Here is a 21,321-nt window from a genome sequence, read left to right on the forward strand (position 1 = left end):
GTAATATTGTTTAACCCATTGATTTATAAGGAAATAAATATGTCTCTCATTTATACTGCACCCCTTGATGAAATGCGTTTTACGCTAAAAGAAGTGTTTCATGCTGCACAATTTTGGGCAACAACACCCAAACTTGACCATATGGACATGGATACGGTGGAAATGATTTTGGAGGAAATGGCTCATTTTGCCACAAAGGTGTTACTGCCACTCAATCAGTCAGGCGATGCACAAGGGGCAAGATATTTGGGCGATGGTCAGGTGGCTGTGCCTGATGGTTTTCAAGAGGCGTTTCGGCAGTATGCACAGGCGGGTTGGATTGGGCTTGGTGGCGATGTTGCCTATGGCGGTCAGGGCATGCCAAAGATGGTAACGATGCTGACCGAAGAGATGCTTTTTACCACCAATCAGTCCTTTGCCTTATATCCAAACTTAACCATTGGTGCAAGCATTTGCTTGCTTGCCGCTGCCAGCGATGAGCAAAAACAGCGATATTTACATAAGCTGTATGCAGGCGAATGGACAGGAACAATGTGCTTGACAGAGGCTCATGCAGGGACGGATTTGGGCATGATTAAGACCAAAGCCACACCCAATGATGATGGTAGCTACACTATTACAGGCACTAAGATTTTTATCACAGGCGGTGAGCATGATTTGAGTGAGAATATCATTCATCTGGTGCTTGCCAAAACACCCAATGCACCTGCTGGTTCTAAGGGGATTTCATTGTTTATTGTGCCAAAATTTTTGGTGAACGATGATGGTTCTTTGGGCAGACGAAATGGCGTGCAGGCAGGCTCTATTGAACACAAGATGGGGATTAAGGCATCAGCCACTTGCGTGATGAATTTTGATGGGGCGATAGGTTTTTTGGTGGGTGAAGAAAATGCAGGACTTGCTGCCATGTTTGTGATGATGAATTATGAGCGAGTGACCATGGGCTTGCAGGGGCTTGGAGCAAGTGTCTTGGCTTATCAAAATGCCACCGCCTACGCCCAAGACCGCCTACAAGGACGCCATGACACTGGTGTAGCCAATCCTCAAAAAAATGCCGACCCTATTGTTGGTTTTGCTGATGTTCGCAGAATGCTGCTTAATGCCAAAGCCAATAGTGTAGCGGCTCGCACTTTTGCGATGTATGTGGCAAAGCATTTAGACATTGCTAAGTTTGGTCAGCAAATAGAGGAGCGGCAGCGTGCATCAGCAAAGGTGGCATTATTAACCCCTGTTTGTAAGGCTTTTTTGACAGATAAGGCTTTTGAGGCGGTGGTGGAGTGTCAGCAGGTATTTGGCGGGCATGGATATGTGACCGAATGGGGTATGGAGCAGATTGTTCGTGATACTCGTATTGCTCAGATTTATGAGGGGACAAATGGCATTCAGGCATTGGATTTGCTTGGACGAAAAGTGGTCAAAGATGGTGGGGTGTCGATGATGGCATTTTTGGACGAAATCCAAGAGGATTGTCAGCGTGCCAAACACCAGCATGGCATCGTAACAGCCTTAATGAAAGCGGTACAAGAGGTGCGTGCATTGACGCAGCATTTGTGTGATGTGGTCAAGCAAGATAAACACGCCATCAATGCCAGTGCGGTCAATTATCTGCATACGGTGGGCTATTTATGCTATGCCTATATGTATTTATTGGTGGTTGATGCCAGTCATCATAAAGAAGGCGAGTTTTATGACAGCAGACGAGCGTTGGCAGATTATTTTGTGGCACAGCAATTACCCAGATTATTTTGCCATGCACAGATGGCACGGGTAGATTCTGCCACCATGATGACATTTGATTCGTCATTTTTTGTTTGATAAAACATCACACCCAAAAGCATTGTTTAGAGGGTCTAAATGTGATGATTTTTTGATACAAAATTACTTTCAAATTTACCAACAATTATTTGGCAAATGAGCATATCTGTGTTAAATTGTCTGCCATATTTGCAAATGGTGTATTGATTGCTGATGGATTTTTTGGACAAAAAGCGGTTTGATTAACCACAAACAGCGACTTGACCAACTTGGCAAATCAATACACCTTTTTGTTTTTTTATATTTGGTGGAGTGCAAGCGTGTCTTTTCAAACAGCAGAATTGCAACATATTTTACAACACATTGTGATGCTCAAAGAGCTACCAGAGCCTGAATCGCTCAAACGGTTGGTTGATTTTTTGCGTGTCGATGTAGAAGATGTCGAGGGTGCGAACGAACGCATTGATGTGTTGATTAACATGCTAAAAAATAATCCTGACTACGGAGAGGGTTTGGCGGCATTTATTTTGCGTCTTATCTTTCAATACCGCCAAATTCCGCTATACACAGATACAGGTATTGCCTCAGATGAGACCTTTTCAAACAGCGTCTTTCGTTTGATTGGGCATCGATTTTTGCCATTATTGCCAAATGAAGAATTGGTGGTAGAGCTTGCCAATTTTATTTTTAGCAAAAAAAGCGATTGGCGTTGGCTTGCCAATATCCAAGAGGAAAAATGGGACGAGCTGGTCAATCTGGTGCAGGTCAATCCTTGTGATTTGGGCTTGGTTGCTCCCATCAAAAACAACATTCTAAATGCGATTGTGATTCTATCTTATCGTATCAGTGGCATGGGATTGCATGCTGAGTTGATGGAGTTTTATCCAGAGCTGCTTAACCATTCAGCGTCATTTGTCGCCCAAAATCAAGAAGCGATTTTGTTTGTCAATCAGTATCGTGCCTTGCATCAGTTGGACGATTTGACCGATACAATGCCTGAGCAAGACATTGACCCAGCACCGCTACTGGTGATGCTTGAACAATGTGAAGAGATTGTGATTAGTGTGCGAAAGCGAGTGTACAAAACAGGCATTTCGATTCGCATGACCAATCTGCTGGTGCGTTTGGAGCAAAGCATTCATCGAATGCAGATTTTGATTGAACTGATTACCGACAAGGACCAAAATCGAGATAAGGCGGTGGTTGAATTGATGACCCAAGTGGTCAAAGCTGCTAAGACTCGCTATACTTTTGCTTCTTTGATTGAGAATAATACCAAGCTACTTTCTCGCAAAATCACCGAAAATTCTGGGCGTGTGGGTGAGCATTATATCGGCACGGATAGGGCAGCGTATTGGCGTATGTATCGCAAGGCGGCGATTGGCGGACTGTTTATTGGTTTTATGGCAACGCTCAAAACGCTGGCATATCATCTGGCATTAGCACCGATTGGCAGGGCTTTTGTGAACAGTATGATTTATGGTTTGGGCTTTGTGTTTATCCATATCGCCAAAGGAACGGTGGCAACCAAGCAGCCTGCGATGACGGCAGCGGCGATTGCCTCGACCATTTCTGATGGTTCTGGCAAAAAAGCCAAACAGCTATCTAAACTTGCTGAATTGATTGTGGATATTTTTCGTACCCAATTCATTGCCATTTTGGGCAATATTTCGGTGGCGATGCCTGTGGCATTCTTGATTGCCTATACTTGGGGCTATCTACATGATACGCCAATGATTGATGGCAAGATGGCGGCACATTTGTTGCATGATTTACACCCATTGGCTTCTTTGTCTTTGCCACACGCAGCGATTGCTGGGGTATTTTTGTTTTTTTCAGGGTTGATTGCTGGCTATTATGACAACTTAGCGGCCTACAATCATATTGGCGAACGCATTCGCAGACATGCTTTGCTTGCCAAGATTTTGCCGACTCGTTGGCAGGAGCGACTGGGCGGTTTTGTCGAAGCAAATCTGGGGGCAATCATGGGCAACTTTATTTTTGGTTGTTTTTTGGGTAGTACCGCCACACTGGGTTATATGCTGGGTCTGCCTTTGGACATTCGCCATATTGCCTTTGCGTCGGCAAACTTTGTACATGGTGTCTATTATCTATCGCCCAGCGATTTGGATTGGCAAGTCATCAGTATCTCATTCATCGGTGTAATTTTGATTGGCTTGGTCAATTTATTGGTGAGTTTTTCGCTGGCATTGATGGTGGCATTACGCTCCAAAGAGGTCAAAATTTTTGAATGGAAAAAACTAAACAGCATGGTGTTTGGTCATTTTTTGACTCGCCCTTGGGACTTTTTTTGGCCACGCAAAGAATCGGTCAGTTATGCCAAAATCACCACCGATGGTGAGATGATTTTTGAGGAGCAGTCAGAAACCAAAGAGACCAGATTCTTTTCTGATGCCATCATTCGTCGATTGGGCTTTAAGCCAAAAGTAGAGCCAGAACCTACCGAGCCAGTGGTTGAGGATAAAGGGGAGTTTTCTGATATTCAGGTGGAAGAGCCGCAAAATGTCAATCCCTTGCCTAAGCCTGCCAACCCACCAAAACTGCCAAAATAAGACCACATGGTCAGATGATAAAAAAACCGTCAAAGATTGACGGTTTTTTTTGTTGATTGGGTAGGGTGGCTGATGACATCTGTATGATGTGACTGATGAGCCTGTCAATCGGCATGAGTAAAGATAAAAAAACACCGCCAATATGGACGGTGTTTTTTTGGTCATTACCAACGCACAGGACTGATGTGTGGGTCAGCCACTTTTAGGTTTTCATAAGTGCCTTTGACAAAGATGTCAGGATTGACGGTATTGATGTTGGTGTGACCGCAGAATGCCATGGTGATGTCGCATTCTTTATAGATGATTTCTAAGGCACGACGCACGCCATCTTCGCCATACGCACCCAAGCCATACAAGAATGAACGACCAATCATCGTGCCTTTTGCACCCAAAGCGATGGCTTTTAGGACATCTTGACCTGAGCGAATACCGCTATCTAGCCAGATTTCACAGTTTGAGTTTTCTGCTTGTACTGCTTGTACGCAGTCAGATAGAGCAGCGATAGAGCTTGGTGCACCATCAAGCTGACGACCACCATGATTGGAGATGACCATCGCATCTGCCCCTGATTTGGCTGCCAAAATCGCATCTTCTGGCTCCATGATGCCTTTGATGATGAGTGGACCGCCCCATAGGTCTTTAATGCGAGCCACATCGTCCCAGTTTAGGCTTGGGTCAAACTGTTCTGATGTCCATGATGATAGGCTTGACAAATCACCCACGCCCTCAGCATGTCCGACAATATTGCGGAAAGTGTGGCGTTTTGTGCCAAGCATATTAAAGCACCATTCTGGCTTGGTCATCAGGTTTAGGATATTTTTTAGGGTTGGCTTTGGTGGTGCAGACAGACCGTTTTTGATGTCTTTATGGCGTTGTCCTAAGACCTGCAAATCTGCCGTCAAAATCAATGCTGAACAGTTGGCATCTTTGGCACGGCGGATTAGATTTTCCATGAACTTTTTGTCTTTCATGACATACAGCTGGAACCAAAAGGGCTTGCTGGTATTCTCAGCCACATCTTCGATGGAGCAGATGCTCATCGTTGATAAAGAAAAGGGAATGCCAAATTTTTCGGCAGCACGAGCAGCGTGAATCTCGCCATCTGCCCACATCATGCCTGTAAAACCTGTTGGAGCGATTGCCACAGGCATATGCACATCTTGACCAATCATCTTAGTGGCAAGCGAGCGACCTTCCATATCAACCAGTACACGCTGGCGTAGCTTGATGCGGTCAAAGTCGGTTTCGTTATTACGATAAGTGGTCTGTGTCCAAGAACCGCTATCTACATAGTCATAAAACATGCGAGGAACTTTACGCTCAGCAATGCGGCGTAAGTCTTCAATCTCGGTAATTTTGCTTAGGTCAGCCATAGAGTATCTCTTTTGTTGTTGTGAGTTTTTGTTTGATAAAAATCAATGCAAACTGGTATATTTTACAACTTTTTTACCCAAAACAGAATAGCGATGAGGCTTGTTTTTTGTGGTTTTTTGGATTATTTTGCCTATTTGTCAAGGCGTTGATGGTTTTTTGTTCAGGCTAATGGAGTGGGTAAATAAAAAATAGGCTTGGATTGACCAAGCCTATTTTGGGTGTGTTAGAGCTATTAGGCTTTTGCACCTGTTTTGCTCATCACGGTTAGGAAGAGAATTGGCCAGATGACTGCACCAACCCACCATACTGGGTTAAAGATGATTGCCATGCCAATCAGACCTGCTTGGATTGCGTAATAGGTCATGGCAATGATGGTCTTACGAATAATCAGACCCTCTTTATTGACCATACCAACCACCGCACAGGCAGCCACGACATTATGCACGCTAATCATGTTACCTGCTGCACCACCAACGGCTTGCAAGGCAACCACATAGGCAGCCAAATGATTGTCAAGACCAATTTGCAGAGCAGTACTCCATTGGAAGTTGGCAAACATCATGTTTGATACAGTGTTCGAACCTGCGATGAATGCACCTAACGCACCAATCCAAGCGGCAAATAGTGGCCAAGCACTTTCAAATAAATCGGCAGCACTGTGTGCCAATACCTGTGGCATTGCCAATAGCTGTGTGGCAGCTTCTGGGGCAGATGCTGAGTTGATGAATACTTGCACCATTGGCACAGAAAACAGTAGGGCGGGAGCAGCAGCCAACATGGTTTTGCCAGAGGCTTTCCAGCTTTCTTTGACGCTATCGCCTTTCATGGCAAAGATGAAGATGCACACGATAGATACCAATAGTAGTACCGTGCCTGGCGAATACAGTAGCTGAGTTTTGCTGGTGATTTTAGTACCGAACAAATCGCTAAATACAATGACGGCATGATTATTTAGCCAGTCTTTTAGCGGAGCGATGGTACGAGTGGCAACCAAAATAGCAATCACTAATAGATAAGGCGAGAATGCTTTTAGCAATGAGAAATTTGCTTTGGTTTCACTGTTGGCATCTGGTGGTGGTAAAGTGCCCAACCAGTCCTGCTCCCACTTGTCTCGTGCAGCAAAATCAAAGGTTTCTTTTGGTGTCAAAAAGCCTGCTTTGGCAGCTGGCACGACAATCGCCAGACCAACAACCGCACCTAAGAGCGATGGCAGCTCTGGACCGACCAATTTGGCAGTCAGTGCATACGGAATGGTAAAAGCAAGACCTGCAAAGATGGCAAATGGTGCTGCTTTTAGACCTTCGGTAAATGAGCGTTTTTCGCCAAAGAATCGAGTTAGGAAACCGCACAAAATTAGTGGAATCAAAGTACCGATGATGGCGTGAATCACACCAACATTACCGCCGATTTGGATTAGGTAGTCAGACAGTTGCATTGGTGCAATGGCAGAATGAACGGTTTCGTTATCCAAGCCTGTTTTGACACCCAGTAGAATCGGAGTGCCGACCGCACCATAAGAAACTGGCGTAGATTGGATAACAAGCATTGCCATGACCGATGCCATCGCAGGAAAGCCCAGTGCCAGTAGCAAAGGTGCACCAACGGCTGATGGTGTACCCCAACCTGTCGAACCTTCGATAAGGCAGCCAAACAGCCATGCCACAATAATCATCTGCACACGACGGTCAGGCGAAATGTCCATAAAGCCTTGACGAATGACATTGATAGCACCGCTTGCTTTTAGGGTATTTAGTAGTAGTACAGCAGTAAAAACAATGAACAAAACATTGATGGCGGTCAGTACGCCATTGGTGGTGGCAGCAGCAATTTGGTTAAATGGGGCTTGCCAAACAAACAGTGCCAATAAGGCGGTAACGACATACGCCACGCTCATGGCGATTTTTGCAGGTAGTCGCATCACGACCAATAATGCGAATACGACTATGATTGGCATCAATGCCAAAAAAGTATGCATAAACGCTCCTTAGAATATATTTGTATAAGAAAAGACAGTTTGCTTATCAATAATTATTGTTAAAATTATTTGCCAGTCAAAACAGCCTAAAAAATAAAAAAACACAACAAAATCTCATCTGCCTTTGGCAAGATGAGTGTTGTGTCCGTCCTGATTGTTAAAATCATCACAATTTTACAACCTTGATTGACAAAAAGAAATACTTTTTAATTATGATAATATTTGATATATTGTGGTTATTTATCGGATTTAACGATATAATCATCAAAATTTAACCAAAAATCCCATCTTGGTATGTGATTTAGTTTCTTTTGACTAAAAATCATACAAATTTTATGATGGCTTGTGAGTTGATAAAAGTTTGATGATGTCCAGCACTCCAAAAGGATAGCAAAGTAGTTGCATGGGCGTAACCAAGATGGGAATAAGCGTCCCAAGTGTGTCAATCAGTCTTGGGTCGTGACTGTCTGCTAAGTCTAGTTTGATGATGGTGGGTGGGTGTGGTGCGGTGTGGCTGGCGGTGTGTATCGTGTGCCAAGCGGTGTCGCAAAGATGACAGCCGTCTGTACCGATGAGTAGCCAGTCTGATGATGAGTGCGGTGCTGATAAAGCGTGCATCAAATATTGACGAACATCATCAAAACCCTGATGTTGTCGAGTCAGAGCGAAACGGTCTTGGGAGAGTTTGGCAAGTTGGGTAAGGGGCGATGGCGTTTGAGTGGGCATATCAAAAATAAAACTATACAAAAATCATGGGATTGGGTATGATACTTGGGGTTATCAATTGGAGTTATTGTAGCGTGTTTCGGTTGATTTTTAAATGGGTGCTTGCACCGTTTTTGGTGCTGTTCTTGGGTTTTCATGTATTGGTGGCGGTACTGCTGGCGGTGTGGAGTGTCATGCCTGTGCAGCAGACGGCATTTATGCTAAGCCATCGCTTACACGGTGGTAGCATCAGCCATCAATGGGTGGATTATCAGCACATTGCCAAATCAGCCAAACAAGCAAGCATTGCCAGCGAAGATGCCAAATTTGCCAGCCATCATGGTTTTGATTTTCAAAGCATTCAAGCCGCCAAGCAAGCCAATGAAGCAGCAGGGGCGGTGTCGGTGGGTGGCTCGACCATCAGTCAGCAGCTTGCCAAAAATCTATTTTTGACCTCGCATCGCTCCTACATTCGTAAGGGCGAAGAGGCCATTATTACGGTGATGATGGAGCAGTTTTGGTCAAAAAAACGCATTTTGGAGGTGTATCTAAATGTCGTGGAATTTGGCGAGGGCATTTATGGCATTGAGATGGCGGCTCAGCATTATTTTGGTAAATCTGCCGCCAAACTTAGTCGTGAAGAATCGGCACTACTCATCAGTCTGCTGCCCAATCCCAAATACTATGGCAAAAATCTACACGCAAAACGCCTAAGAAATAAACAAAAAATCATTTTAAGGCGTATGAACACGGCTGTTTTGCCAGCCAATCCATCATAATTTAAGTTGCAGTACAACAAAAAGGATAGCTCATGACCACACAGATTGTCGCCCTAAACCAGCATCACCAAGCCAACCATCAAGCAATGATTGAGCTTGAAGAATTGTTTGACGAAACAGGGGCTTATACGCCAAACTGCTACATCAATCGAGATTTGTCCAGTCTAAGATTTCAGCTACGAGTGCTTGCTCAGGCGACCAATCCTAGATTTCCCTTATTAGAAAGAATGTTTTTTTTGACGATTTTTTCGTCAAATCTGGACGAATTTTTTGAGATTCGAGTGGCAGGTCTCATCAAAAAATTCAAACAGCAAAACGATGCCGCCACAGGCATTGATGGCAGACGACCCAGCGATGTTTTGCAACGCATCAGCACCATTGCTCATCGTGCTGTTGATGAGCAATATCGTATCTTAAATGAAGACATCTTGCCAGAGCTTGCCAAGCATGACATTCGTTATTTGCGGCGTGGCGAGCTAAGCGATGCTCAAAGAGCGTGGATGAAAGAGTATTTTTTCACCCAAGTCATGCCTGTATTAACCCCCATCAGCATTGACCCCGCTCACCCATTTCCACGACTGGTCAATAAGTCGCTAAATTTTATTGTCAGTCTTGAAGGCAAAGACGCTTTTGGGCGAGACATTAACCTTGCCATCGTACCAGCCCCTCGCTCATTACCAAGAATCATTCGTTTACCAGATGAATTGACGGATGGCAAGGAACATCATGTGATGCTTTCTGCGGTGATTCACGAACATGTGGGCGAGCTGTTTTTGGGCATGCAGGTAAAAGGCTGCTATCAGTTTCGCCTGACTCGTAATGCTGATTTGACGGTGGCGGACGATGTGGATGACATTGCCAAAGCCTTGGTGGGCGAGCTGGATAATCGCCGCTTTGGTCATGAGGTCAGATTGGAAGTGACGACCAATTGCCCAGAGGAAATCAGCGAATTTTTGCTCAAACAGTTTGATTTGGATAAAAATCAGCTATATCGTGTCAATGGTCCTGTTAATTTGACCAGATTTTTGACCGACTTTGACCGTGAAGGATTGCACTTTGCTCCCTTTACGCCCAACATACCTAAGGCATTTCGCCATGCAGAAAATGATGATGAGTCAATGTTTTCGGTCATTGGTAAACAAGATGTGTTGATTCATCACCCGTTTCATTCATTTGCCCCTGTGGTGAATCTGCTTAGACAAGCCGCCAAAGACCCCAATGTGCTTGCCATCAAGCAAACCTTATATCGTTCTGGTACAAATTCAGAAATTGTCAAAGCTCTTGCCGAAGCTGCTCGTAATGGCAAAGAAGTGACGGCTGTCATTGAGCTTAGAGCCAGATTTGATGAGGCATCAAACATTGCGGTGGCAAATTTATTACAAGAAGCTGGTGCGGTGGTGGTGTATGGAATTGTGGGTTATAAGACTCATGCTAAGATGATGCTCATCGTCCGCCGTGAGATGGGTCAGATTCGCCGTTATGTACATCTTGGCACGGGTAATTATCATGCTGGCAATGCTAAGGCGTACACCGATTATGGACTGTTTACCGCCAATCAAGAACTGTGCGAAGACATTGCAGGGGTGTTCCAGCAATTAACAGGCATGGGCAGACCATTGCCGTCCAAGCATATTTTGCACGCACCATTTACGCTACATCAGCAGCTCATGCGGTATATTGATGATGAGATTGCTCATGCCAAAGCGGGCAAAAAAGGCAGGATTATCCTAAAATTTAATGCCTTAACCGAACGCAAAATCATCAATAAGCTGTATGAAGCAAGCAGTGCTGGCGTGCAGATTGATTTGATTATTCGCTCGATTTGTTGTCTGCGTCCACAGGTTAAGGGCTTATCCGAGAACATTCGGGTGCGTTCGGTGGTTGGGCGTTTTTTGGAGCATACCCGTGTGTATTATTTTGGCAATGATGTTGAAAATGGCGGTCAAGAAAGACTGTATTGTGCCAGTGCGGATTTGATGGATAGAAATTTGCTACACCGTGTGGAGGTGGCGTTTCCGATTTTGGATAAAAAATTATTCAAAAAAATCTATGAAGATGGATTGATGAATTATCTAAGCGATGATTTGCAGGCGTGGACATTGGACGGTGAGGGCAGATGGCATCCTGTGGCACAAGATTTGACATCAGGACATGATGCGCAGGCATATCTGTTGGAGAAGATTTGCCCATGATTTGCCCTTGTTCTGATACAAACATGCCGACAACTTACCAAATGTGCTGCCAGCCCTACCATGAGGGTAAGCCTACACATACCGCTGAGGCATTGATGCGTTCAAGATATAGTGCTTTTGTGTTAAAAGACATTGAATATATCATCAAGACCACCGTGCCAGCACAGGCGGTTTTGTTGGATAGACAAGCCTTGCAAGCATGGGCTGAGCAAATGGACTGGCAATCCTTATCCATCAAAAGCCACACACCAAAGATTGGCAAACGCCACGCCCAAGTGCATTTTTTGGCGTATTATCGTCAAGATGATGGTGTGTTGGGTTGCCATGATGAACGCTCAGCATTTGTGCAGGTGGCAGATGAAACGGGTGTATTGCGGTGGTATTTTTTAGACCCAACTGTACCAATCGCCATGAGCAATAAAGAGCCTTGTTTGTGCGGTTCTGGCGATAAGTTTAAAGCGTGCTGTGGCAAGTTTTTGTATTGATGTTTGTTGAGATTGGATTTATGTGACCATCTTAGACGATGTGTTGATTTGCTTTAATTTTGCCAACAAATGCGGTAAAATGGTATGTTTTTTCGTTTAAACTGTGTGGACTTATGAAATTTATTGTCAAGTTGTTTCCTGAAATTATGATGAAAAGCCAGTCGGTTCGTAAGCGTTTCATCAAGGTTTTAACAGGGAATATCCATCTGATTTTGACACGCATTGATGAATCGGTCAAAGTGATTCGTCATTGGGATTTTATTGAAGTTCGCACCAAAGATGAAAGCAAAGTGCAGGCGATTTGCGAGCAGCTTGGGCGGATTTCTGGCATTCATCATTTTTTGGAAGTTGAAGAAAGCGATTATACCGACATACACGACATTTTTGAGCAGACGCTAGCACGATACCGTGATGAGCTGATTGACAAGACTTTTTGTGTGCGTGTCAAGCGTCGTGGCAAGCATGATTTTAGTTCGCTAGATGTGATGCAATATGTGGGCGGTGGACTTAATCAGCACATCGAGAGTGCCAAAGTAAAACTAACTGACCCTGATGTCACGGTACGCATTGAGATTGACCAAGATAAGATGCTGCTCATCAAGGCAAGACATGAGGGGATTGGCGGTTTTCCGATGAGCACCCAAGAAGATGTGCTTTCCTTGATTTCTGGCGGTTTTGATTCGAGCGTGTCTAGCTATTTGTTCATGCGTCGTGGCAGTCGTGTGCATTATTGTTTTTTTAATCTGGGTGGTCAAGAACATGAGTTGGGCGTGAAGCAGATGGCTTATCATCTGTGGCAACGCTACGGCTCATCGCATAAAGTGCGTTTTGTCAAGGTAGATTTTGAGCCTGTGGTGGCTGAGATTTTGACCAAGATTGACGATGGGCAAATGGGCGTGGTGCTAAAACGAATGATGGTGCGAGCTGCCAGCCAGATTGCCTCTCGCATGAATGTTGAGGCGATTGTGACGGGCGAGGCGTTGGGTCAGGTATCTAGTCAGACCTTAACCAACCTTCATATCATTGATAAAGCGTCATCATGCTTGGTATTAAGACCTCTTATCACGCACGATAAGGAGCAAATCGTCAATCTCACCAGACAAATTGGCACCATGCAAATCGCCCAATCCATGCCTGAGTTTTGTGGCGTGATTTCAAAATCGCCCACAGTCAAGGCGGTTGAAAGTAAGATTTTGGCAACCGAAGAGCATTTTGATTTTGCGATATTGCAGCACGCCATTGATACAGCTGTGGTTGAAGACATTCGCAAGATGACAATGCCAGAGCAAATCGTGATGCCTGACATTGTTCATCATATTGGCGATGATGATGTGGTGTTGGATATTCGTTCGCCGATGGAGGTGGACGAGTCTCCGCTATCCATCGCTGGCGTGCTTGAATTGCCATTTTATCAACTTGCTAAGCGATTTGGTGAGCTTGACCAAAATAAAACCTATCTTTTGTATTGCCAGCAGGGTGTGATGAGTCGTATGCAAGCAGCACAGCTCATTGCTCAGGGGTTTGACAATGTTAAGGTATTGCAATTGGACAAGACTGTCTAATCATTTAGCTAATTTTATTATTTTTTATTTAATAAAGAGTCATCAATGAATCAACTTGAACTCATCAAAAATTCTATCAAATCTATTCCTAACTGCCCGAAAGTAGGGGTAACATTTCGTGATATTACCTCACTTTTGGAAAATCCAGCAGCATTTCAAGCAACCGTTGATGCCATTGTTGCTCAATACCAAGATAAAGGCATTACCAAGATTGTCGGTACAGAGTCTCGTGGCTTTATCTTTGGAGCTCCTGTGGCATTGGCATTGGGTGTGCCATTTGTGCTGGTGCGTAAACCAAACAAACTGCCCCGAGCCACCATCGCCCAGTCTTATTCCCTAGAATATGGCGAAGATACACTAGAAATCCATACCGATGCCATCGGTGCTGATGATAATGTACTCATCATTGATGATTTGCTTGCCACAGGTGGTACGGTAGATGCGACAGTCAAGCTCATTCGCCGTCTGGGCGGGCAGGTGTCGCACGCTGCTTTTGTGATTTGGCTTGATGGCTTGGGTGGCGATGAGCGACTAAAAGCAGTAGGAGTGGAGCCATGCTCTTTGGTTGTTTTTAAAGAGTAATAAAACAACCAAGTGTTTATCCATCAACACCTTGTCTATTGATAAGGTGTTGATTTTTTAAATATATACTAATAAAATTTAAAATATATAGTCAATTCTATTCAAAACCAGACAAAGGTTTTTCGTTCATGGTGAGCTTGTCGAACCATAACGGAAACCCGCCCTTCGATAATTCGACAAGCTCATTACTAGGGCGAACGGTTTTGCTGTATAGTTTTGATATGAATTAAGTATATATCATGCCATCTTGGTGTGGTTGCTGATTTATCAGCCTTTAAATCCTGCTTATGTTGGTGCTTATCAACAAAGAGCAAGCGTGTGTTACTGATATACTATCATATGCCAAAAATCTTTCAAAACTGACACAGGCTCAAACAAATCAATATTTTAAAAATAAAGTAAAATTCTAGCTGGGTACTTACTTTATTGCTAATCATAATATGAAGTTTGGCTTTTCCATCCTCAAAAAAAGGACAATCTAATGAAATTAAACAGTATGTTTTTATGTTGGTGTGTGATGGTTGGTGTTGCATCGCAAGTTAGCCATGCCAAGCCCACAGACGATGAGATATATGCCTACACGGCGGTTTACGGATATCTTAAAGAAGTTGCTACATCAGATGAGCTAAAAAATTATCCAGAGGCGGTAAGCCAAGCCGTTGCCGATGCCATAGCAGGTAAACCAAGCCGTTATTCTGATAAACAAATACTCATTGCGATGGCAAATATTGAACAACAAAGACAACAAAAACAGCTTGAAAAAATCAATCAGAACCGTATCAAAGGCAAACAATTTTTAACCCAAAATGCCCAACAAGCAGGCGTTATCACCACAAAATCAGGCTTGCAATATAAAATCATCAAACAAGGCAACGGTAAAAAACCTAAGGCAAATTCGGTGGTAACATTTCATTATGAAGGCAGAACAATAGACGGCGAAATGTTTGATAGTTCTTATGTTCGTTCTCCAATGCAAGCACAGCTTGGCAAAGACTTAATTCAAGGACTTAGCGAGGGTCTGCAATATATTCGGGCAGGCGGAGAAATAGAGTTGTATATTCCTGATGATTTGGCATATGCCCAAATGGCTACCCCACTGTTTGATGGTGGTGAAACCTTGATTTTCAAAGTAAAATTACTGGAAGTTAAGTAAGGCAACGGTAAATCATTTTGCCCTAATATGCTTGGTTTTGATATTTGGGGCGTGGTTTTATGTTATGATGTGGATTATCAAAAGCAAATTTGAGTTAAGGAGTGCTAATGAAACTTACACGCATTTTATCCACCATCGCTTTGGCGTGCAGTTTAGCCATTTCTGCCCCTGCACTGGCAGACGATTTTGATACAGCCGTGCAATATGCCAACCAACAAAATTATACCCAAGCCTTCCCTATCTTTAAACGCTTGGCAGAGCAGGGTGATGCAAAGGCTCAAAATAACTTGGGTGCGATGTATCGCAATGGATATGGCGTAGAACAAGACTACGCCCAAGCGGTGAGCTGGTATCGTAAGTCGGCTGAACAAGGATTTGCGATTGCTCAATATAATTTGGGTGTCATGTATGAGCAGGGACAAGGCGTTGAGCGAGACTACGCCCAAGCGGTGAGCTGGTTTCGCAGGTCGGCTGAACAAGGATATGCAATGGCTCAATATAATTTGGGTGTGATGTATGAAAGAGGATATGGCGTAAAACAAGACTACGCCCAAGCGGTGAGCTGGTATCGTAAGTCAGCTGAACAAGGGGATGCAAAGGCTCAAAATAACTTGGGTGCGATGTATCGCAATGGATATGGCGTAGAACAAGACTACGCCCAAGCGGTGAGCTGGTATCGTAAAGCGACTGAACAAGGGGATGTAGATGCTCAATACAATTTGGGTGTGATGTATCGCAATGGATATGGCGTAAAACAAGACTACGCCCAAGCGGTGAGCTGGTATCGTAAAGCAGCTGAGCAGGGTCTTGCAGATGCTCAAAATAATTTGGGCTATATGTATAGTAATGGATATGGCGTTCGCCAAAGCCATAGCGAGGCGATGGTATGGTATAAAAAAGCCTATGCACAAGGTGGGGCAAAAGCCGCCTATAACATTGCTGTGCGGTATGCTAATGGTGAGGGCGTGCGTCAAAATAAAAAAGAAGCCAAAGAATGGTATGGCAAAGCCTGCGATTTGGGTGATCAAGCAGGCTGTGATGAGTATAGAGAGCTGAATCAGCAGGGCTACTGATGTGGCGTGTCTTGATGAGATAAGTTTTACAAAAGGCGGTCTATACCGCCTTTGCTTTGATAAATAAGATGATTGATGGTGTATACTAAACGAACCTAAAAACTGGTACAAAAACCGTTCGCCCCAAGCTTGCCTGTGGGTGAGTTTCCGTTATGGTTCGACAAACTCACCACAAACGAAAAACCATAACAATTTTGAAGTTTGGCTAGTATAGATGATTAAAAGCAAATTTGAGTTAAGGAGTGCTAATGAAACTTACACGAATTTTATCCACCGTCGCTTTGGTGTGCAGTCTAGTCATTTCTGCCCCTGCGATGGCAGATGATTTTGATACAGCCGTGCAATATTTTAAACAGCAAAATTATCCCCAAGCCTTCCCTATCTTTAAACGCTTGGCAGAGCAGGGCAATGCAAAGGCTCAATACAATTTGGGTGTGATGTATCGCAATGGATATGGCGTAAAACAAGACTACGCCCAAGCGGTGAGCTGGTATCGTAAAGCAGCTGAGCAGGGTCTTGCAGATGCTCAAAATAATTTGGGCTATATGTATAGTAATGGATATGGCGTTCGCCAAAGCCATAGCGAGGCGATGGTATGGTATAAAAAAGCCTATGCACAAGGTGGGGCAAAAGCCGCCTATAACATTGCTGTGCGGTATGCTAATGGTGAGGGCGTGCGTCAAAATAAAAAAGAAGCCAAAGAATGGTATGGCAAAGCCTGCGATTTGGGTGATCAAGCAGGCTGTGATGAGTATAGAGAGCTGAATCAGCAGGGCTACTGATGTGGCGTGTCTTGATGAGATAAGTTTTACAAAAGGCGGTCTATACCGCCTTTGCTTTGATAAATAAGATGATTGATGGTGTAGATTAAGCAATCGCATAATCAATAATCACAGGTGCATGGTCGGAAAACCACTCATCTTTATACACCCACGCCCCCACTGTTCTATCTTTCCAATCGGGCGAACAGGCATGATAGTCAATCCGCCAACCCACATTCTTGGCACGGGCTTGTCCACGATTTGACCACCAAGAATACACATCGGCTTCCTTACGCACCACACGAAAGGTATCCACATAGCCTAATTCATCATAAATATGGTCGAGCCATGCTCGCTCATGTGGCAAACAGCCAGAGGCTTTTTGGTTGCCAGACCAGTTTTTGATGTCGATTTTTTTATGTACGATATTGTAGTCGCCACACACGATGACGGATTTATTGTCATCTCGCCAGCGTTTTAAAATCGCTTTATATTCTTCTAAAAATAAATCCTTGCGTGCTTGTGCGTCTTCACCAGATGAACCAGATGGTAAATATAGTGATGAAATAAAAGCAGGTTCGCTAACGCCAAATTCGGTTAAATCAAATTCAGCCGTGATAAATCGCCCTTGTGTATCAGCCAGCTCAAAGCCCAAGCCTGTCGTGATATTTTTAATGGGTAATCGGCTATAAATCGCTGTGCCTGCATAGCCTGCCTTTTGAGCAGGGAATAAATGGGCATACCAGCCTTCGGGTTTAAATTTGTCCGTCCATTGCTCGTGAGTCAGACGGGTTTCTTGCATACAGACCACATCTGCTTCGGTTGTCGCCAGCCAATTAAAAAAACCTTTCTTCTCGGCAGCACGCAAGCCATTCACATTGATAGAAATCACTCGTAGAATATGTCTGTCGCCATGTACCGATTTGGCTGGAATGATGTCGTTGGTGATGGCGATGAGCTTGGTGTTATCTGCCTTTGGAGCGTTGCCGATGGCGGTTTTGGCGATGGTTTTTGGTTTGATGGGTTTGGCTTGGTCGTCATGAGTATCCATGATAGGCATAGCGATTGGTTTTTTGTTTAAGATGGATTTTGGTTTGTTGATTTTGGTATTCATAATGATAAGATTGATGATAAAAATGGTTCAACTGTGTACAATAAAAAATCAATGATTGACAATCAAGCCAATAAAATCAGTCACTCATCTTGCATGAGCCAAAGGCTTGAAAGTAGCGTTTGGTTTGTTTTTTGTTGTAAATGGTTTGTTAGCATACTGCCATGAGTGCCTAAAATCATCATAATCATGACGATGCTTACAAAGATGGCTTGATATTTTGACGACTGGTGGGCGACTATGATGGTGGTGTTTGCCATACAATCATTCGCCCAAAATCATGACAAAAAAATCTTTGCCATCAATCAGTTGGCAATATGTTCATCCAGTAGCGTCTCTTCGCTTGATTTCCAGTTATACGCTCCGTATAGTAGCATTTGCATTTGGCGAGTGCAACGATGAATCATTTCTTTTTTGCGTTGTTCTAGTTCGCTTTTGCTCATTTTGGGTTCATCGTCATCAAAATTTGGTGTATAAGTCAAATCCAACCAATCAATAATCCATGAAAATGATAGATTGACGCTGGTTTCGGCAAGCAAATAGCGGTCGTAGGCATTGATGTGTTCAAAGGCAGGCTGCAATGCCAAATCTTCACTCATGACTTTGGCAAAGGTGGTGATTTGCTCTTTGATGGCGTGGCGGACAGCTTCTGAGCCACCAAAGCGTTCGCTGGCGATGAACTGCCAGTAATGAGGCTGGGCGTTAACCGCCTTAAAAAATAATTGCACGCTCTTGGCAATTTGGCGGTCAAAGCTGCGTTTATGCCCAAGCTGGATATGCTCTCGCAATACTGCTAATGCACTACCCAATTCATCTTCTACCAATGCCTTGCCCAGACTTTCCATGTCATCAAAATGACGATAAAAAGCCGTTGGTACTACACCCACTTCACGAGTCACTTGTCGTAAACTGATGGAGCTATAACCCTGTCCGCTCATGCACAAATCAAGCACGGCATTAAAAAAGGCTTGGCGAGTTTGGCGTTTTTTTTGTTCTCGATTGGTGGATTTGGCATCAATGCTCATGATAATACTCAAAAAGTTAGTGAATGGTTGTATATTATCTATAAAAAGAAAATCTCTTGCAAGTCAAAAGCAAAAGTTTTTTTGTGGTTTTGCTTTTTCATTGTTGGCTAATGAGAGCTGGCAAAAAAAATCCACCTGCTAATGACAGGTGGATTGTATGGATTATTGTTTGACACAGTCAAGCAGGGTGCTTTGATCGGCTGCCAATACTTTGACCTTATTGCCATCGATACTTAGACTCATTGGTTTGTTATCGCCTTGAATACCATTATTGGTGGTGTATAGATTGGCATTGTTTGGGTCTTGGTTTAGGTCGTACTGAATGTCATCATGGGTTAGATGGGCTTCCATTTCGCCTTCGTGATTATGAATGGCAATGCGGATAGTTTTGTCAGCACATTGGTAAGCATCGCCATCGTCATGATGATGGTCATGACCGTGATGTTCGTGGTCGTGTCCATGCTCGTGCTTATGTTCGTCATCATGCTCATGGTCGTGATGCTCGTCTTTGTCATCATGATGCTCATTTTTATCATCATGGTTATGGTCATGATGTTCATGTTTGTCAGCGTCCGCAGTTTTGGCGACACTGCTTGATGTCGTACCTCCATCTTGGGCAGGTTTATCGCAAGCAGTCAGGGTAAAACTTGCCAATAGGGCGGCAATCAGTAGCTTGGTATTTAGTTTCATGTTGGTTCCTTATTTTGGATAATAAGAAATATTGTAACAACATTCCCCAAAAATCGCAACTAGCGACCGCCATTGGTTTGATAAAATGCGTCCACTTCCATCTTTTGACCGTTTGGTAATTCGCAAATATTGACTTGCCTGCCGTTTACGGTAGTAGGATTGACAAAGCCTTTTTGTTTTAAACAAAATTCGGTGGCAGGGGTGGAGATGCCCACCATTTGTACGCTTTGCGGTTCAAAGTGGACGGAGCAAGCGGATAGGGCAAAGGCTGTCAAGATAATCAGTGAATTTTTCATAAATACCTGTTGGAATGATTTGGATAAACCAATCACATTAGATTGGTTCATATCTTACTGTTTGATATTACATAAAAATTCTTAAAAAAACAGGGGTAAAAACTTACCCCTATTGATTGTGTTTATACATTAAATCTAAAATGCATCACATCGCCATCTTGGACGATGTAGGTTTTGCCCTCCAAGCGGTTTTTGCCAGCTGCCGCCGCCCCTTTTTCTCCGCCATATTCTATAAAATCATCAAAGGCAATCACTTCGGCACGGATAAAGCCTCGTTCAAAGTCGGTATGAATGACCCCTGCCGCCTCTGGGGCGGTCGCTCCGACTGGCACTGTCCACGCACGCACTTCTTTGACCCCTGCGGTAAAATAGGTTTGCATTTTTAGAAGTTCATAACCTGCCCGAATCACACGGTCAAGCCCTGCCTCGCTCATTCCCATACCCTCCAAAAATTCTGCCTTTTCGTCCTCGTCCAGCTGAGCAATCTCGGCTTCTATTTGGTTACAAAGGGGGACGACAATGGCGTTGTCCGATTTGGCAAATTCACGCACCGCATCCAAATGAGGGTTATTTTCAAAGCCATCTTCTGCCACATTGGCGATATACATCACAGGTTTTAGGGTGATTAGCCCATAGGATTTGATGAGCTTTTTCTCATCGTCATCAAGATTTGCCATACGGGCAGGCTTGCCGTCTGCCAAAAACGGCTCAATTTTTTGAAAGACATCAAGCATTGCTTTGGCGTCTTTGTCGCCACCTTTGGCTTTTTTGCTGTTATTGGTAATGGCACGAGTAACCGCCTCTAAGTCCGCCAAGGCAAGCTCGGTATTGATGGTCTCAATGTCGGACAAGGGATTGACTCGTCCGTCCACATGAATGACATTGTCATCATCAAAGCAGCGTACCACATGAGCGATGGCGTCCGTCTCACGGATATTGGCAAGAAATTGGTTGCCCATACCCTCGCCTTTGCTTGCCCCAGCGACAAGCCCTGCAATATCGACAAATTCCATACTGGTGGGAATCACTCGCTCAGGCTTTACGATGTCGGCAAGTTGCTTTAATCTTGGGTCTGGCACAGGGACAATGCCCGTGTTAGGGTCTTTGGTACAAAAGGGGAAGTTTTCGGCGGCGATGCCTGCTTTGGTCAAAGCATTAAATAGGGTGGATTTGCCCACATTGGGAAGTCCAACAATGCCACAATTAAAGCCCATAATCGTATCTCTTTTT

Annotated in this window: 19 protein-coding genes; 10 read left to right on the plus strand and 9 right to left on the minus strand. The window is 44.0% G+C overall.

The genetic code is table 11. The features are described from left to right. The first annotated feature begins 39 nt into the window (after positions 1–39). Both LU297_RS07945 and LU297_RS07950 read left to right on the plus strand, forming a co-directional pair. Positions 40–1,815 carry an acyl-CoA dehydrogenase C-terminal domain-containing protein gene (locus tag LU297_RS07945; protein WP_263075989.1) on the plus strand — a complete coding sequence of 592 codons (1,776 nt, stop codon included), beginning with the start codon at positions 40–42 and terminating at the stop codon, positions 1,813–1,815. Between the two features lie 308 nt (positions 1,816–2,123). Beyond that, positions 2,124–4,328 carry a site-specific recombinase gene (locus LU297_RS07950; protein ID WP_263077369.1) on the plus strand — a complete coding sequence of 735 codons (2,205 nt, stop codon included), beginning with the start codon at positions 2,124–2,126 and terminating at the stop codon, positions 4,326–4,328. Between the two features lie 164 nt (positions 4,329–4,492). Here the strand turns inward: LU297_RS07950 and LU297_RS07955 are convergent, their stop codons facing one another. From LU297_RS07955 to LU297_RS07965, 3 genes are all read right to left on the minus strand, one after another. Next, on the minus strand, positions 4,493–5,701 hold the full coding sequence (locus LU297_RS07955; protein WP_263075990.1) for an alpha-hydroxy acid oxidase: 1,209 nt from the start codon (positions 5,699–5,701) through the stop codon (positions 4,493–4,495). Positions 5,702–5,934: 233 nt separating this feature from the next. Continuing rightward, on the minus strand, positions 5,935–7,677 hold the full coding sequence (locus LU297_RS07960; protein WP_263075991.1) for an L-lactate permease: 1,743 nt from the start codon (positions 7,675–7,677) through the stop codon (positions 5,935–5,937). A 333-nt stretch (positions 7,678–8,010) separates the two neighbouring features. Then, positions 8,011–8,403, minus strand: a complete 393-nt coding sequence (locus LU297_RS07965; RefSeq protein ID WP_263075992.1) for a hypothetical protein — start codon at positions 8,401–8,403, stop codon at positions 8,011–8,013. A gap of 74 nt (positions 8,404–8,477) precedes the next feature. On the opposite strand from LU297_RS07965, the gene mtgA reads away from it, so the two are divergent. The 8 genes from mtgA to LU297_RS08005 all read left to right on the plus strand — a co-directional run bounded on the left by mtgA (position 8,478) and on the right by LU297_RS08005 (position 16,990). Continuing rightward, positions 8,478–9,161, plus strand: coding sequence for a monofunctional biosynthetic peptidoglycan transglycosylase (mtgA, locus tag LU297_RS07970; protein ID WP_263075993.1), 684 nt, complete (start codon positions 8,478–8,480; stop codon positions 9,159–9,161). Positions 9,162–9,193: 32 nt separating this feature from the next. Continuing rightward, positions 9,194–11,353 (plus strand): polyphosphate kinase 1, encoded by a 2,160-nt coding sequence (gene ppk1, locus LU297_RS07975; RefSeq protein WP_263075994.1) that lies wholly within the window; start codon positions 9,194–9,196, stop codon positions 11,351–11,353. A 23-nt stretch (positions 11,354–11,376) separates the two neighbouring features. Further along, positions 11,377–11,838, plus strand: a complete 462-nt coding sequence (locus tag LU297_RS07980) for a YchJ family protein (protein ID WP_263075995.1) — start codon at positions 11,377–11,379, stop codon at positions 11,836–11,838. A 113-nt stretch (positions 11,839–11,951) separates the two neighbouring features. Continuing rightward, on the plus strand, positions 11,952–13,400 hold the full coding sequence (gene thiI / locus LU297_RS07985) for a tRNA uracil 4-sulfurtransferase ThiI (RefSeq protein ID WP_263075996.1): 1,449 nt from the start codon (positions 11,952–11,954) through the stop codon (positions 13,398–13,400). 45 nt (positions 13,401–13,445) lie between these two features. Next, entirely contained in the window at positions 13,446–13,982 is a 537-nt protein-coding gene (apt, locus tag LU297_RS07990; protein ID WP_263075997.1) for an adenine phosphoribosyltransferase, read from the plus strand. 481 nt (positions 13,983–14,463) lie between these two features. After that, positions 14,464–15,135, plus strand: a complete 672-nt coding sequence (locus LU297_RS07995) for an FKBP-type peptidyl-prolyl cis-trans isomerase (RefSeq protein WP_263075999.1) — start codon at positions 14,464–14,466, stop codon at positions 15,133–15,135. 107 nt (positions 15,136–15,242) lie between these two features. Beyond that, the gene (locus LU297_RS08000) at positions 15,243–16,208 is read left to right on the plus strand and encodes a tetratricopeptide repeat protein (protein ID WP_263076000.1); all 966 of its coding nucleotides are present in this window, start codon (positions 15,243–15,245) and stop codon (positions 16,206–16,208) included. 248 nt (positions 16,209–16,456) lie between these two features. Beyond that, positions 16,457–16,990, plus strand: coding sequence for a sel1 repeat family protein (locus tag LU297_RS08005; RefSeq protein ID WP_263076001.1), 534 nt, complete (start codon positions 16,457–16,459; stop codon positions 16,988–16,990). Between the two features lie 85 nt (positions 16,991–17,075). Here LU297_RS08005 and LU297_RS08010 read toward each other — a convergent pair whose 3' ends face one another. From LU297_RS08010 to ychF, 6 genes are all read right to left on the minus strand, one after another. Next, on the minus strand, positions 17,076–18,083 hold the full coding sequence (locus tag LU297_RS08010) for an exodeoxyribonuclease III (RefSeq protein WP_263076002.1): 1,008 nt from the start codon (positions 18,081–18,083) through the stop codon (positions 17,076–17,078). 80 nt (positions 18,084–18,163) lie between these two features. Then, a complete protein-coding gene (locus LU297_RS08015; RefSeq protein ID WP_263076003.1) occupies positions 18,164–18,340 on the minus strand; it encodes a hypothetical protein in 177 nt (58 codons plus the stop codon). Between the two features lie 45 nt (positions 18,341–18,385). Continuing rightward, positions 18,386–19,105, minus strand: coding sequence for a TetR family transcriptional regulator (locus tag LU297_RS08020; RefSeq protein ID WP_263076004.1), 720 nt, complete (start codon positions 19,103–19,105; stop codon positions 18,386–18,388). 162 nt (positions 19,106–19,267) lie between these two features. Beyond that, positions 19,268–19,795 (minus strand): hypothetical protein, encoded by a 528-nt coding sequence (locus tag LU297_RS08025; protein ID WP_263076005.1) that lies wholly within the window; start codon positions 19,793–19,795, stop codon positions 19,268–19,270. Between the two features lie 59 nt (positions 19,796–19,854). Beyond that, positions 19,855–20,142 (minus strand): DUF333 domain-containing protein, encoded by a 288-nt coding sequence (locus tag LU297_RS08030; protein WP_263076006.1) that lies wholly within the window; start codon positions 20,140–20,142, stop codon positions 19,855–19,857. A gap of 71 nt (positions 20,143–20,213) precedes the next feature. Further along, positions 20,214–21,305 (minus strand): redox-regulated ATPase YchF, encoded by a 1,092-nt coding sequence (gene ychF, locus LU297_RS08035; RefSeq protein WP_263076007.1) that lies wholly within the window; start codon positions 21,303–21,305, stop codon positions 20,214–20,216. Positions 21,306–21,321 lie beyond the last annotated feature (16 nt).

It is taken from the genome of Moraxella nasicaprae, from assembly GCF_025643275.1.
GTDB lineage: Bacteria > Pseudomonadota > Gammaproteobacteria > Pseudomonadales > Moraxellaceae > Moraxella > Moraxella nasicaprae.

What these genes read in the sequence shown, in the direction of transcription:
- LU297_RS07945 (WP_263075989.1), top strand. Translation starts at nt 40, where the DNA reads ATGTCTCTCATTTATACTGCACCCCTTGATGAAATGCGTTTTACGCTA.
- LU297_RS07950 (WP_263077369.1), top strand. Translation starts at nt 2,124, where the DNA reads ATGCTCAAAGAGCTACCAGAGCCTGAATCGCTCAAACGGTTGGTTGAT.
- LU297_RS07955 (WP_263075990.1), bottom strand. Translation starts at nt 5,701, where the DNA reads ATGGCTGACCTAAGCAAAATTACCGAGATTGAAGACTTACGCCGCATT.
- LU297_RS07960 (WP_263075991.1), bottom strand. Translation starts at nt 7,677, where the DNA reads ATGCATACTTTTTTGGCATTGATGCCAATCATAGTCGTATTCGCATTA.
- LU297_RS07965 (WP_263075992.1), bottom strand. Translation starts at nt 8,403, where the DNA reads ATGCCCACTCAAACGCCATCGCCCCTTACCCAACTTGCCAAACTCTCC.
- ppk1 (WP_263075994.1), top strand. Translation starts at nt 9,194, where the DNA reads ATGACCACACAGATTGTCGCCCTAAACCAGCATCACCAAGCCAACCAT.
- LU297_RS07980 (WP_263075995.1), top strand. Translation starts at nt 11,377, where the DNA reads ATGCCGACAACTTACCAAATGTGCTGCCAGCCCTACCATGAGGGTAAG.
- thiI (WP_263075996.1), top strand. Translation starts at nt 11,952, where the DNA reads ATGAAATTTATTGTCAAGTTGTTTCCTGAAATTATGATGAAAAGCCAG.
- apt (WP_263075997.1), top strand. Translation starts at nt 13,446, where the DNA reads ATGAATCAACTTGAACTCATCAAAAATTCTATCAAATCTATTCCTAAC.
- LU297_RS07995 (WP_263075999.1), top strand. Translation starts at nt 14,464, where the DNA reads ATGAAATTAAACAGTATGTTTTTATGTTGGTGTGTGATGGTTGGTGTT.
- LU297_RS08000 (WP_263076000.1), top strand. Translation starts at nt 15,243, where the DNA reads ATGAAACTTACACGCATTTTATCCACCATCGCTTTGGCGTGCAGTTTA.
- LU297_RS08005 (WP_263076001.1), top strand. Translation starts at nt 16,457, where the DNA reads ATGAAACTTACACGAATTTTATCCACCGTCGCTTTGGTGTGCAGTCTA.
- LU297_RS08010 (WP_263076002.1), bottom strand. Translation starts at nt 18,083, where the DNA reads ATGAATACCAAAATCAACAAACCAAAATCCATCTTAAACAAAAAACCA.
- LU297_RS08015 (WP_263076003.1), bottom strand. Translation starts at nt 18,340, where the DNA reads ATGGCAAACACCACCATCATAGTCGCCCACCAGTCGTCAAAATATCAA.
- LU297_RS08020 (WP_263076004.1), bottom strand. Translation starts at nt 19,105, where the DNA reads ATGAGCATTGATGCCAAATCCACCAATCGAGAACAAAAAAAACGCCAA.
- LU297_RS08025 (WP_263076005.1), bottom strand. Translation starts at nt 19,795, where the DNA reads ATGAAACTAAATACCAAGCTACTGATTGCCGCCCTATTGGCAAGTTTT.
- LU297_RS08030 (WP_263076006.1), bottom strand. Translation starts at nt 20,142, where the DNA reads ATGAACCAATCTAATGTGATTGGTTTATCCAAATCATTCCAACAGGTA.
- ychF (WP_263076007.1), bottom strand. Translation starts at nt 21,305, where the DNA reads ATGGGCTTTAATTGTGGCATTGTTGGACTTCCCAATGTGGGCAAATCC.